The sequence below is a fragment of the Nostoc sp. UIC 10890 genome, assembly GCF_054786515.1.
In genome coordinates, this window is the sequence record NZ_JBSGKF010000001.1 from 2,085,052 (window position 1) to 2,099,636 (window position 14,585).

A 14,585-nucleotide genomic window follows, 5' to 3' on the forward strand; every position below is an offset into this window, starting at 1 on the left:
AACTTATGAAAACTGATTTTGATTATCCCAAAAAAGATTTGATTGGGCCCGTTGTTTTTAGACCTGATTTCAACAACTTTGAGACTATCAATGCAAATCAAGCCTGGTCATTGTTTTTCACTGCCGGTCAAGACGACAAGGGATTGGGACAAGAAGTTGAATTTGGCAGATTTTTCACTAACCTTTTAACTGCCATTGGAGTAACTGGAATTCTTTGGGCGATTTACTTCAGCCAATTATGATGAGCAAGTTTGTTGATTTCTAGTCAGTGGTAACTTCAACGGAGGTCTTGGATTTGGATACCAGGACTTCTTTTCAGTTTTCAATAGGTCTAAAAAACTCCGTTTAGCTTTGGAAAAAGTTTGATGTTGATTGGATTTATAAAGCTTCCCAATTTGTCTCGGTATTGCGGATACGTGGGTTTAGAAGTAGCACAAATTGTTTCCAAATATCTTGCAGTTCAAAGTAAAACCTATGTAATTCAAAATAGAAGGATATTAATATATCAACTTTTAAAGTCTGGTCTGGATTCTCATACAGCAGATCGAACTATTTCTGTACTGATATCAAGTCCGGTTTTACAATTAACTAACAAAAACCAGTGTGCAATTAATTTTACGCGAAAATAACTATAGGAATCCGCTTTGATTTTTGAACTAATTTGCGTAGGTAGGCAATAGGCAATAGGCAACAGTCAAGAAGGCTTCTTAGTTGTACTGAGGTTTTTTTAGAAATCAAATATGAGTCCTATATAAAAGGAATTGGGGATTAGGGGAGAGGTGACAGGTAACAAGGAATAACCTGTACCCTATACCCTATACCCTATACCCTATTCCCTATTCCCTATACCCTATTCCCTATTCCCTTCTTCAATTCAACGCAAACAACGAATCGCTTCTAATAGACCTCTAGCTTTATTCAGCGTCTCTTCGTATTCTTTCTCTGGCTCAGAATCAGCCACTAAACCTGCGCCGGCTTGTACGCTCACCGTATTATCATGCACTACCATTGTGCGAATTGCGATCGCAGTATTTAATTGTCCTTCAAAATCGTAATATCCATACACACCGGAATAAACACCCCGACGACTAGACTCTAATTCGTGGATAATCTCCATCGCCCTAATTTTGGGTGCGCCGCTTACCGTACCGGCTGGGAAGGAAGCTTTCAGTAAATCCCATGCTGTTTTACCAAACGCTAATTTACCCACAACATTGCTGACAATGTGCATTACATGGGAGTAGCGCTCAACTACCATTAACTCATCAACTTTGACGCTACCACTTTGACAAACACGCCCTAAATCATTCCGCCCTAAATCCACAAGCATTACGTGTTCGGCTATTTCCTTGGGGTCTTGGAGTAAATCTTGAGCATAAGCTGCATCTTCCTGGGTAGTTTTACCCCGTGGACGTGTCCCAGCAATTGGCCGTACCGTTGCTATCACTCCACCATCTGCATCGGTTTCGGCTTTCACCATCACTTCGGGACTGGAACCGATAATTTGCCAATCTTGGAAGTTAAAGTAAGCCATGTAAGGCGAAGGATTTATCTGACGTAGGGAGCGGTAAAGGGCAAATGGGTCGCCTGTGTATGCTGTTGATAGTCGCTGAGAAATTACAACTTGGAAAATATCACCTGCTTTAATGTAATCTTTGGCCTTTTCGACACTGGCACAAAAATCAGGGCGGGTAAAATTACTCTTATACTCCTCTGTGCCTCTACTCCCCTGATCCTCTGCTCCTCTGCTCCCTGGCGGATTCCATTCCAATCGAGTTTTTTCCGGCGATAGGGGTAGAGATAGCTTTTCGAGCATTTGGGTGACGCGATCGCTAGCTTGTTGATATGCTGCTTTTAAATCTACATTCGGGTCACGTAAATCAGCATAAGCGATCGCCCAAATTTTCCGCTTTACCTGGTCAAAAATCAATAGGTGGTCTACCTGCATCCACAATCCATCAGGAATATTTCGCTCATCTGGTGGATAAATTGGTACACGCGGTTCAATCCAGTGAATCAATTCATAGCCCCAAAACCCAAACAAACCGCCAATTCCTGGCGGTAGCTGCGGTAATTTTACTGGGTGATAAGGTGCTAAACATTCAGCTAAAGCCGTAAAAGGGTCGCCAGCAAAAACTACCTGTGAACCATCGCGGTTTTTCTGAGTCGTGCGATCGCCCCTTGCTTCCAAAACCCATACCGGATCACAGCCCACTAAACTATAGCGTCCTAGTTTTTCCCCACCTTCTATGGATTCCAACAAAAAGCTATAAGGCTGACCCGCACAGACTTTATACCAAGCGGATACGGGCGTATCTAAATCCGCCACCCATTCTTGATACACGGGAACAAAGTTACCTTGTAGAGCTAGCTGAGAAAATTCGGAGAAATCGGGGAATACCATAAATTGCTTAGGGATGGGGCATAAGAAGCAGAGGGGCAGGGGGGCAGAGGAGCAGAGGAGAAATAATAACTCCTAACTCAGCATTCCTGAAGGGCATGGGGTACAAGAAGCAGAGGTGCAGAGGGTGTAGGGGGCAGAGGGGAAAGATTTGCTGTAACTTCCCCCTGCTCCTCTGCTCTTCTGCTCCTCTGCTCTCCAGTCCCCAGTCCCTAGTCCCTATACGTCGTGGGTAGCTTTACCACTAAACTTGAGTTGTGATGGATTGGGGTTTTGCCCAATGCTGCGTGGGACATAACGCACTTTTTCACGGCCTTCATTTACTTTTTCGGGGAAGACACCATCAGCTGGGTGAATTAAAGTAGTTTCTCCGTTGGGTAAAATCCGGTAAACTTTGTAATCTGTGATTTTGAGTTTACGAAGTTGCTGACCGCCCAAGAAGATGCCATATTCTTTACGAGCTATATACAGCAGGTTTTCACCTTTCCGCATAATAGCAGCACCACCTGTAGGCAATTCAAATACTTGCTCTTTCGGGCTAGTCCAAGTGATAGCGTACTTTTCTTCAACTTGTGCTTTGTTTAGCAAGCCACCAGTGCTGCCAGCAAATAGCGGGGTTTGTCCAGAGAGTGTTTCTGCCATAAAGTCGATTCTCTCAACGTTTTTAGGGAATCCTAACATCGCAACCAGGATCATATTGCGATCGCGTCATAGACTGTAACAGTTTTTAGTCATTAGTCATTGGTCATTAGTCATTAGTCATTAGTCATTAGTCATTAGTTAAAAACCAATGCCCAATGCCCCATGCCCAATGCCCCATGCCCCATGCCCCATTCCCAATCCCCAATCCCCAGTCCCTAATACTTATTTACTCTTAACTTTTGTCCGCTTTTCCTCTTGGCTACTCTGAACAATCGGGATAGTGAAGTGAAACTGACTACCCTGGTCTTTGCCAGTTGACTCCGCCCAAATTTCCCCACCCCAGCCGTTAACAATTTGACGGCAAATTGCTAAACCAAGTCCAGTTCCACCAGTAGTACGACGTAGCGCTCCCTCTTCTTGATAGAAGCGGTCAAAAACTACTTCTAATCGATTCGGTTCAATGCCGCGTCCAGTGTCAACTACACTCACCTCGACCATCTGACGGCTGTTGTAAATCGCTTTAATGGTGATTTCTCCTTGGGGTGGCGTAAATTTAAAAGCATTGTCCATGAGTTTTGCCAGTACCTCTACTAACCAATCACCGTCTGCTCTTACCAAAGGTAGGTTTTCGGCAATTTGAGTTTTAACGTGGGGCGGCTTTTCCGTTGAAGAACGCGTGCGATTTCGGCTAAGTGCTAAATCCACACATTCTTGTAAGGTGAGGGATTCTGGGTGCCATTCCACCCGGCCGCTTTCCAAGTTGGAAAGTGTGAGGAAATCTTGTACCAGTTTTCGCATCCGTTCCGAGTCGGAAAGAGCGGTGTTGAGCATGATCTGCTGCAACTCCAAGGGCATATCCGGTTCGGTAGCGAGACTTTCTAGGCACACTTGAATTGTGGATAGGGGGGTACGCAGTTCATGTCCGGTAATGGCTATGAGGTTGCTGCGGGTGCGATCTAGAGCTTCTAGCTGCTGGTTAAGTTCTTCTAGGTTAGCATAAGCTTCCGCTTGGATAAGAGCTGCTCCTACTTGGGTAGCGATCGCTTCTACTAAATCCAATTCCCCAGGTTGGCACTCGTGCGGTGGCATCCGGCAATAGTGCAATTCTACAATGCCCAATAATCGCCCCTGATAGAATACTGGTTCCATCAGCCAAGAACGAATGGCAAACTTTTTAGCAATCAAGGAAAGTCCTGGCGAATTATTAACACGAGGGTCATTGAGCGTATCGCTAATACAAACACCTTCGCCTTGTTGCACTATGTCCCGAAATAGGGAATTTTGCTCTAACTCCCAGGTTTGCCCACGAACAGATAAAACGCCGGGTGTCAAAAATTCGTGTTCAATTATGGCTTGGCTATCTGTGGCTTGAGCGCGGTAAATTAAACAGCGACAAGCTTCTAAGTGTTGTCCTAATTCTTGTGCCGCCACCTGGAGAACTTCGTGAGGATCGAGCGATCGCCGAATGGCAGTGCTAATCGAATTGACTAATCGTTCTTTTCGTGCTTGGGCAGCAATGGAACGGTAGGCTTTGTGCAATTTGTACTGACTAGCTTGCAAATAAGTTACTAAGCGCTGCACAAAGGGATCTGTATCAATGTCACAAGCATATTCATTGTCCTGTTCGGCTCCAGAGTGGTTGCGCGGCTCCCCGATGCCAAACCTCTGACGTGCTTGTTGAATTTTACTTGCCAGTTCTGGTCTGTAAACTAAAATCCTGTCTAACAGCAATTCGGCGGCTTTGAGGCTAACTCCCCTTTCCGATGTCCAAATTCCCTCAAATCTTCGCGCTGTATCGATATCCAGATTAGGGCTTAGTTCCGTTAGTGGCTTGTTTTTGGCAAGAGAACCAAGGTTTTCCCGACAAACCAGACAAGTAGCATAATTGTCAGCAATCACTACCAAGTGCCACTCTTGACTTAAGCCATCCGTTGGCTCAAAAGCGACTTTTTCGTAGTGTTCTGAACTGTTGGCAAAATCCGTTTCTGGAGCAGATAATACGTATATTTGATTACTTCGCAAGGCCAGTCGCTGGTAGCGATGAGCTTCTTGGCGGTAGAATCGCTCTCGCTGGAAACTAGCAATTACAAGGGGTTGAGCTAAAGTCGCAGCCAAAACTTGATCTTCCATCGCGTGGGAGAGCGCCGTTAATGAAGCCTTAAAATATAGCTGGGGCCGCAAGTAGGGTAGGGACTTTAGCAGATCACTCAGCACAGAAGTCGAAATGCTCATGAATTATTGTTAAACGCTCAACCTCGATAAGATCCACGTCACAGCTGCATTGTACAAATTCCAAGGGACTCTCAAGTTAAATAGACAGTTGCAATATGTAAAGAACGCTAAAAAGCGCTTTTCGCTAAAGCAGGCGTAACACTTCGTTACCAACTAGTAGTTCGCCAAGGGAACTTGGCGGGGTCAAGGGAAAAGATTAGAGGCAAAAGGTATTTTATCCCTTGCCCTTTCCCCTTTAAACTTTAACCAATCTTTACCCGGCATTTTTGGGTTGGCAGACCACTAGGAGGAGTGCGTGGAACTTGATTTGTTGATTGACAACCTAATAAGCCCAATATACATTCTCGCCCAACTTTGCCATTTACTTGCACAGGTAAAATCTTTCAGGAGTTAAGTACTAAAACACTAATTATTGTATGCTTTTAACTACTGTGTTTATTAATCACCACTGATCATTGACATTCACATAATTTAGCCCATGATTAGTGATTAAATTTAATAAATTAATTAATTATCATAATTTAGTCTGATCAAATACCAAAGATATTTAAAACAAAATTGTATAATAGTATGGAACAAATGCTCTGTATACCAACAAAAACTGTGAATGTACGCATTTTTTCTGAGTATACTATATATCCTGTGTCTCTGAAAGTTCAACGACTAATGAATTATCTCAAAACCCTCAGTTTTCAGTCTTAACTTGAGCCTTATAGAATATAAAATTATCAATATTTGTTTATATAGATTTGAGCGCTGCTATTTTCTTAGCAGTGTGTAAGGATTATTTTGGCTCCAATGGCTCAAACGAGTTTTAGACAGCCTCTTTTTTCGGAAGTTGTGAGGATCAACAAGAAGGAGAGAGATGGGGGGCAGGGGAAAATCCCATACTTAAAAGTAGGGGTAAGATAATTGACCTGACTTTGCACCTTTTGTCTCTCTACGAGATGCTGTTTTTTGTTTAGACTGCGTGTCTTGACCCAAATCTTTCTTTTTTCAACCTGAATAAATCTAGTTGCTCTGTCCCAAAGCAAAAGGGTATTTTTTCTTTCCCCGCTGCCTCTTGCGTAAAAGACCTCTACTCAAAAGATCACAAAAATATATACCTGTACACGGAACTTTGGCTCATGACACCGGATACATTAATGACCCCGGAAAAAATTTTCCTGGATGGAAAAACTTTTATTCCTGCCGAACAATTACCTATCCCTGAGTGGCCTTGTGTTGTGAGTGAAAGACCACAACCGACACTGACGGTTAAAGATGATGATTTATTTTTTGTGACAGATACTATTGGGAATATTTCTGGCTGTTCCCTCAACGATGGCAATCCCAGCATGGGACTGTTTTGTTGTGATACGAGATTTCTCAATCGCTTGGAACTGCAAATTGAAGGGCGATCGCCTGTACTCCTCAGTAGTACTGCTGAAAAAGGGTTTTCACTCTCAATTTTGTGTACTAACCCCAGAATCGATGAACGCCTGAAAGCCGAGACTATCGGAATTCGCCGAGAAATAGTTCTGAATGGAGCGCTATTTGAAGAAATAGAAGTATCTAACTACAGCACAACCACTGTCAATTTTGAACTAAGTATCAGCTTTGATGCGGATTTTGTTGATTTATTTGAAGTCCGGGGCTATGACAGAGAAAAACGAGGTCGGCTTTTACGTCTAGTGGAACCGACGGCTGAAGAAGGAACATTTTCTCAGGTCGATAGCGTTGCGCCTGTACACAAAGAGCCATCCGCCCCTAAAGAAGAATCCTTGACACTCGCCTATCAAGGTTTGGATGGCTCGGTGATGGAATCCCGAATTCTATTCCAGCATCGGCAACCAGACTATTTCAAAGGGTACACTGCGGTTTGGCAGCTAGAGTTAGCTTCTCACGAAACTCAAAAGCTGGGCTACCGAGTGAATATGTTGAGAAACAACCAGTCCAGTTCAACCGTGAGCGCCGCCACTACCTTAGGACAAGCGAAAGCTGCTGAGTGGATGGAGGAGCAACACTGGGTACAACAAATTACCCGCATTAGCTCAGATAAGAGTACCTTCAATCGAGTGATTGAGCGGGCTGAACAAGATATGTATTTGTTGCGCCAATCTTTTGGGAAGCATAAGACTGTTTCCGCCGGAGTACCTTGGTTTTCGACATTATTTGGGCGAGATTCGCTGATTACAGCTTCTCAAACCCTGATGTTAAACTCGCAAATCGCCAAGGAAACCCTAATATTACTTGCGACATACCAAGGTAAAATTGACGACGAATGGCGCGAAGAAGAACCGGGTAAGATTTTGCACGAGTTACGTTTAGGAGAAATGGCTCGTTGTCAAGAAATTCCCCATACACCTTACTACGGTACAGTTGATGCCACTCCTCTGTGGCTGCTGCTCTATGCCGAACATTATGCTTGGACTCACGATCAAGAACTCCTAGAGCAACTTTGGCCCAATGCTCTAGCAGCAATGGAGTGGATCGATCGCAACACCAAACAAACCAGCTACCTCAGTTACTTCCGTACATCTAAACGCGGTCTTGCTAACCAAGGTTGGAAAGACTCTGGCGACTGTATCGTAAACCACAAGGGAGAATTAGCCAACGGGCCAATTGCCCTTTGTGAGGTGCAAGCTTATGTTTATGCTGCAAAAATGCGCCTAGCAGAAATAGCTAGGATGAAAAAGCGGCTTGATTTGGCAGATCGTTGGCAAGAAGAGGCCAGAAATCTTAAGGTTCGTTTTAATCGAGATTTTTGGGTGGAAGACCAGGATTTCTGCGCCTTGGCTTTGGATGGAGACGGCAAGCCAGTAGACAGTATTACCTCAAATCCTGGGCATTGTCTGCATTTGGGACTCTTCACAGACGAAAAAGCTCATAGTGTAGCAGAACGGTTGCGGGCACCAGATATGTTTAATGGTTGGGGCATTCGGACTCTGAGTAGTTTGTCACCCGCTTATAATCCGATGGGTTATCACATTGGTTCGGTTTGGCCCCATGATAACGCTCTGATTGCAATGGGATTGCGATCGCTCGGTCTGATCGATCAAGCTCTGGAACTTTTCCAAGGTTTATTCGATATGACTGAGCAGCAACCCTATCAACGTCCTCCAGAACTTTTCTGCGGCTACGAACGGAATGGTGATAATGCTCCTGTGCAGTATCCAGTTGCCTGCACTCCCCAAGCTTGGGCGACGGGTAGTATCTTCCAACTCCTACAAATGATGGTCAACTTGGTGCCTGATGCTCAAAATAACTGCTTGCGAATAATCGACCCTGCTTTGCCAGAATCGATTAATCGTCTGTCATTTCATAATTTGCGAGTCGGCCCCACCATCCTCGATTTGGAATTCGAGCGTTCTGGAACTACGACTGCTTGTCGCGTTGCGAAAAAACGGGGCAACTTGCGGGTAGTTATCGAAGCTTAGAAAGGCAGTAGGGAGTAGGAGTAAAAAGCCTAGCGAATGGAATTCGCGGCTACACAGACAAAACCCGCCTACGCGGGTTTCCAATTTCTTAAGTCCGTGCAGGCGGACGAAAGTTTGTGTAGCCAGCAATTTCTAATCGCCAGGTATATTTGCAAAACTGAGATGCTCCCCTCCCCTCTTCATTGTGCTGACTTTTCACGTTATGTGGAAAAGTCCACCAAAAACCTAACCCCTTAACCCCCAACACGTCGCGGGAAGGGGGAAAATTCAAAGTCTCTCTCCTTTTAGGAGAGAGATTTAGAGAGAGGTTTTTCAGATGCCGTGAAAAGTCAGCTTCATTGTGTGGTCAAAGCTATGCAGTAATAGCAGAGTGATTTTAGAAACTCTGCCACTTACTAGTATTATTTATCTTTGTCCCAATAATTGATTGCTCTTTATCCTTGATCAAAAATTTAGAACTATTAATTCTAATAACTTCATAACTTTCTGGCATAAACACAGAACCTAAAGTAGCTATCATATCTGCAAGAGAAATCTTAAAAGCTAGTGGTATCTTTAAATTAAAAAATGATTTGGGCATAGTTTTAACATTTAAATGCAATTTTTTTTTAGTTACGTACCATACACCAGTAAATTTATTACCTGTTATCAGTTCTTTAGGTTTAGAGAAAAGAAGCATTTGAACCCTGTTTTGCTCATAAGTCATATCATCTTTAAATTCAATAGTTATTTTTTCTGAATACGTATCAAAACGCCATTTTCCCAAAAGCAAAATTTCTATTTCTACATCAGAATGCTTACTATTACTCATGTTTATCCTCAAATTAGCTTTAGCTCTAGTTTTTCCTATTATTAACAAATGTGTGATTAACACATGGCAAAGTTTCGCTACAACTTTTTGCACGAGAAAAGAATAAGTGCATCTGCCAAACTAACCAAGATTTTACCCGCCAAGCTACCATTGAAAGGTGTTCTGTAGATGATTTTGAGGATAAGTCAAAGCTCTCTTGGTCATAGTGTAACCATTTGGCTGGTAAGTGTCCCATTGGTGTCATCGGAGACAATTTAAAAGTTAATTGCTCATAGTCTAGCCAGTTTCCCTCTTTTCGCCAACCAAGGCGATCGCCAAGTCTCTTTTCTGTTTCATAGTCTACTTGACCACCCATTTCGCTCCAGATAGTTTGCTGAATACCGAAGCCGAAATAACCATAACTATATTGTTCCCAAAGTTGATCAATGGTGTGGAGTTCTTGACAAGAAAAGTTATCAATATCTTCCTTATAAACTTCATTCCAATAATTCTTATTCATGACTTTTAGCATTAGCTTAGTGGTTTCAATGTCAGCTTCTTTCCACTTATGCTGCGCGAGGAGATCCTGCAATTGGGTATAATCAATATCTTTATTGCTGGAAAATTCTTTTGTCAACCTAACATTGTTATTAGTCAGTCCCATCAATCCTGTTTCTTTAACAGTAGGTAGAGATGCTGTAGAGACAAAAGTTACTTCTGATCTTTGATCTGTGAGTTGCTTGGATATATAGTTAGATATTAAATCAATACCCTTGTCTAAAAAGACGCCATTTTCGCTCAAATCAAAATTATGGATTTGCCAATCTAGTAATTGAGATTGAATAAAAGCATCTTTTAATCTGGTTTTTTTATCATAACTCGTCACCATAAAATCGAGAAAAGTTTCAGAAATTGCCTCGTTTTCTTCAAGGTTAAATAAATTGGATTGATTCTTTAAAATACTATCACCTAAATTTTTAATATCTCCGACAGTTGTATAGAAATATTCATCTACTTTTACGATTTCATCTATTAAAGATTGAAAGGGACTAAAGTAATCTTGTAAAGAATTTTCAAAATTAATTGCAGTATGGGCAATTTTTGCTATATCTTGACGAACCTTATAGGCTTTTCTTTGATATTCGTAAATTTCTTGATGTATTTCCAAATCTTTAACTATTTGCCGAACAATCTCTTTTTGATTTTTAGTATCTTCTGCAAGGTTTTTAATTCCTTCACCAAGCAATCGAATTTTTTCTAACATTAAAAAATAAGCATTACTCAAAAGTAAAACTGCTTTAAAGTTCTCTTGCTTCTCCCATCTTAAGCCATCAAGTATTTTCGGGTTGTTCTCATTTTTTAGCTCTAATTTTCTTCTTTCATCTTCTAAACTTTTTATTTCCAAATACTTTTGTTTGAATAATGTTTTTAAATCGTCTGTAAGAGTTAGTAAAAAATTATGATAACTATCCTGATAAGTTTCTAGAAAATCAATAATATGACTGTAGTCCTTAATAAATAATTGGATTTCATCAAAAATTTCTCCCTGGCTAATTTCTTCTTTTCGTTTAATTATCCCACCAAACTGATGATGATATCGTACACCTTCTTTAATTAATCTTTGACGTTCTCTAATTTTTTTCTGAACTGTTTTTACACCGTTATTCTTGAGAACTGGCAATTGATAGCTTCGTTCATAAATTGAAATAGCTTCGTAAGTAATTAGTTGTCTTTGCTGTTTAGTTAACATAACCTTGATTTGCAAAAGTATGAATATTTGTTAATCTCTTAGCCATTTCAAAACCTCCGGGTGTTTGTCATAGCGGTAGGTAAAGAAAGCCATCCTTAGTAGCAATGGACTTTCCAAATTTAGGGTGTGTTTTCAAACCTCTCCTTAAGCACCCCAGTTTTGAAAAATCCCCCTTTTTTGACTTGTGTATACACCGTAGGCTTTTTCAGAGGGAATTAATGACAATTTGTTTTGCTTTTTGCAGTCGATAATCCTGTACACTCACAAGTTGCCAACTCGAATCTTGTGATAGTTCCAAAACCCATTGATGATAATTAAACAAACTTTCTCGATGTCCAACACTGATAAATGTTGTTTTTGTCTCTTGTAACTTTTGATACAAGCTCTCTTCATTATTCAAATCTAAAGCACTCGTTGCTTCATCTAATATAGTGAATCTAGGATGAGTAACTAGCAATCGTGCAAATGCAAGGCGTTGTTGTTCTCCCAGCGATAATATATTCTCCCAAGGAACTTCAGTATCAAAGCTATCCACTCGACTCAACAAGTTTTGCAGGTTGACTTGTTGTAAAACTTCTTTGAGTTCTGCGTCGCTCATTTGACGATTTGTATTAGGATATACTAACTGTTCGCGCAAAGTTCCCAAAATTATATAAGGACGCTGGGGCAAAAACAATACTTCTTCTAGGGAAGGTCTTACCAGACGGCCAGTGCCAGCATTCCACAAACCAGCGATCGCTCGCAACAGAGAACTTTTACCTCGACCACTAGGCCCAACAATCAATAAACCTTCACCTGCTTTCACAGAAAGTGATAAGTCTTCGACAATCACCTGCTCATAGTTTGGCGTTTGTAAAGTGACATTTTCAAAAGCGAGATGGTTTTCTTCTATTGTTTTAATAGTACTTACATTCTCTGGTTCTTTGGTAACAAATTCTAACGCATCTGAAAACTCAGCTAAACGCTCAACGTAACTCGAAAATCTTCCAGAAGTTCCAAATTCATTGATTAATTCTGCTAGAGCAATAGCAAACAGATTACAAGCTAAACTGGCTTGGCCAACTTGTCCAAAATCAATCTCATCTCTAATCTGTAAAGGGCCGAGCACTATAAATGGAAATATTTGGATAACAGCCTGATATCCTCTGCTAAAAATATCTTTATTTCTCTCCCAATTAATTTTGCGTTTCGTACTTTTGACAATATTACTAAATCTTCGCTTAATTATATTTTTCTCTTGGTTTTCTCCCCGAAAAAAAGCTATTGATTCAGCATGATTACGAACATGAGTCAGTGCATAATTGTAGTCAGCTTTAAATTCGAGTTCCTCTTGACTAATCTTATTCAATTCTTGAGTTAAGTAAACAGCAATTACATTACCTACAATCGTATAAGCAACCAAACAAATTGCCACAAATTGAGAAATTGACCAGACAATTATTAAAAAAGTGATCATTTCCAGCACTTTTTCTAATAAAGTAGCTGAAAAACTGAGAGCGCTTCTGGGAATGGGTTCGATTTCTTGTGCTAGTCGTTGATCTGGGTTATCAATATCAGATTTAAAGTTAATTTTATAATAAGCACGATTGCTAAAATATTTTGATAAAATCTGGTTATTTAGCCATTCGTACCAATCAAGAGCAATTTGTTTTCTGACAAATTTAGAAATTCCTACTAAGAGTGTTACACAGATTAGGGCAGCGCCATAAACCAATAACATATCAACAAATTTACTAAAATCTTTCTCTTCAACGATCGCATCGACTAAATAGCGACTAACGAAGCTATTAAAGGCAGTTACAGCCACGAGCGCGATGATTAATAATATCAGAACAAAGAGCATAACCCATGCACGAATCACGTCTGAAAATGCCCTTCCCCATGCCTCGGTGGGATACCAGTAAGGCCCTGCGATCGCTTTCACATCCTCCCAAAATTGAGTAAAAGCTGAAGGAGGATTCATTATGGGTTTATTAATAACAGTTTTGGATTGCATGTATGTTGTAAAAATCAGTTGAGGCTCTTGAGGCTGACTGAATAACTTTGGTATTTTACTATATTGACTGAACAAGGCAAAAGTAAAAATTTAATAGGCAAAGAAATATTGAATTAATCTTTTTTACTTAGCTAATACATGACAATATGGATTATTTAAAGACTCCATTTTGCCATAGTTCCAATATCTCTTTGGCCGTAAAATAGCGTTCTTGCTCCACAGAAAGAGATTTAATCACTGAGCGCATTTTTTCATATTGCTTCATTGATTGAGGATTTTGCAGTTGCTTTTCAAATAGATATTGAAAATTACTGACTCCACTCCATTTGCCGAAGAGAACCTCTATAGTGTTATAAGGCAAAGCAGTATAGCTTTGAGGGTCGCAAAACAAAGAATTGACATGGATACCTGATTCGTGGCGTTGAGCGGTTTGAGAGTAAGGTGGCGCTGGACGAACTCCCAATTGCTCGATGTAATCGGTCACCGCGTCGATAGCATCATAATTAATCCCCTTTACTTCAATGCCGAAGCGGACTCGCAACCCATTTAAAACCTGCTCAATGGCAACATTTCCGGCTCGTTCCCCAATCCCGCAAAAAGTACCCGATACTAAAGTCGCTCCAGCTATGACGGATTGGAGAGTATTTTCGAGAGCCAAGCCCATATCATTGTGGTAATGTACCCCAAAAGCAACCGCAGTTGTACGTTGGAGCAGGTCGTTAATCCAGACATAGCTCTTTTCTGGACTGAGGACTCCGACTGTATCACAAAGCAAAAAGTGTTCAATATAAGGGCCAAAAGAGCGGATACATTGCACTAAAAAGTCAAAATCGGTTCTTGAGGCATCCTCGGCGGCGAAGTCTACGGTAAGTCCAGCAACCGTAGTAGCATAGTGCAAATTTTCGACAATTACATCAATAGCATTTTGGCGAATTCTATTGATAACGTTAACGGGAACATCATCATCAATAGTTTTTCCTTTAAACTCTTTCATCAGACGGATCTGAGGATCTCGTAGAAACAAGAGTCGATCAGAAAGACCATGAAAAAGGATAATGCGCTTAACACCACAGTCTTTTGCTTGATCAATATATTTCTTGTCCATTAAGGTAGCGGCAGTAATTAATCTATCTAATCCCTCTGATACTAATGTTTTAGTCAGTTCAGATTCTTGCTCACATACACAGGGCATAACATCGAGTCCATCGACTCCGGTTTGAGCAATTAAATGGGCGAGTTTTTGTTTAGTTGGGGAAGAAAAAAAAATGCCTGCTTGTTGTTCTCCATCCCGCAGGGTTTCATCGTAAATTTTGATAGGAAGTGTTTTCATTAGACCTCTTGCAAAATTATGTTAA

The 14,585-nt window shown here is 41.0% G+C and carries 9 protein-coding genes; 2 read left to right on the forward strand and 7 right to left on the reverse strand.

The genetic code is table 11. The features are described 5' to 3' along the window. The first annotated feature begins 5 nt into the window (after positions 1-5). Positions 6-242: a hypothetical protein gene (locus ACWATR_RS08335; RefSeq protein WP_460331317.1), complete on the forward strand. Its 237-nt coding sequence runs from the start codon at positions 6-8 to the stop codon at positions 240-242. Positions 243-874: 632 nt separating this feature from the next. Here the strand turns inward: ACWATR_RS08335 and trpE are convergent. The 3 genes from trpE to ACWATR_RS08350 form a co-directional block, all read right to left on the reverse strand. Further along, complete coding sequence (gene trpE / locus ACWATR_RS08340) at positions 875-2,404, reverse strand: anthranilate synthase component I (protein ID WP_460331320.1); 1,530 nt, start codon at positions 2,402-2,404, stop codon at positions 875-877. A 216-nt stretch (positions 2,405-2,620) separates the two neighbouring features. After that, complete coding sequence (locus tag ACWATR_RS08345) at positions 2,621-3,043, reverse strand: photosystem I reaction center subunit II PsaD (RefSeq protein ID WP_460331323.1); 423 nt, start codon at positions 3,041-3,043, stop codon at positions 2,621-2,623. A gap of 222 nt (positions 3,044-3,265) precedes the next feature. Further along, the gene (locus ACWATR_RS08350) at positions 3,266-5,275 is read right to left on the reverse strand and encodes a DICT sensory domain-containing protein (protein WP_460331325.1); all 2,010 of its coding nucleotides are present in this window, start codon (positions 5,273-5,275) and stop codon (positions 3,266-3,268) included. A gap of 1,127 nt (positions 5,276-6,402) precedes the next feature. On the opposite strand from ACWATR_RS08350, the gene ACWATR_RS08355 reads away from it, so the two are divergent. Continuing rightward, on the forward strand, positions 6,403-8,694 hold the full coding sequence (locus ACWATR_RS08355) for an amylo-alpha-1,6-glucosidase (protein ID WP_460331327.1): 2,292 nt from the start codon (positions 6,403-6,405) through the stop codon (positions 8,692-8,694). 376 nt (positions 8,695-9,070) lie between these two features. On the opposite strand, the gene ACWATR_RS08360 is transcribed toward ACWATR_RS08355, so the two are convergent. The 4 genes from ACWATR_RS08360 to ACWATR_RS08375 form a co-directional block, all read right to left on the reverse strand. Further along, complete coding sequence (locus ACWATR_RS08360; protein WP_460331330.1) at positions 9,071-9,505, reverse strand: hypothetical protein; 435 nt, start codon at positions 9,503-9,505, stop codon at positions 9,071-9,073. A 25-nt stretch (positions 9,506-9,530) separates the two neighbouring features. Continuing rightward, positions 9,531-11,234 carry a GUN4 domain-containing protein gene (locus tag ACWATR_RS08365; RefSeq protein WP_460331332.1) on the reverse strand — a complete coding sequence of 568 codons (1,704 nt, stop codon included), beginning with the start codon at positions 11,232-11,234 and terminating at the stop codon, positions 9,531-9,533. 205 nt (positions 11,235-11,439) lie between these two features. Beyond that, complete coding sequence (locus ACWATR_RS08370; protein ID WP_460331334.1) at positions 11,440-13,230, reverse strand: ABC transporter ATP-binding protein/permease; 1,791 nt, start codon at positions 13,228-13,230, stop codon at positions 11,440-11,442. Positions 13,231-13,381: 151 nt separating this feature from the next. Next, a complete protein-coding gene (locus tag ACWATR_RS08375) occupies positions 13,382-14,560 on the reverse strand; it encodes a 2-isopropylmalate synthase (RefSeq protein ID WP_460331337.1) in 1,179 nt (392 codons plus the stop codon). Positions 14,561-14,585 lie beyond the last annotated feature (25 nt).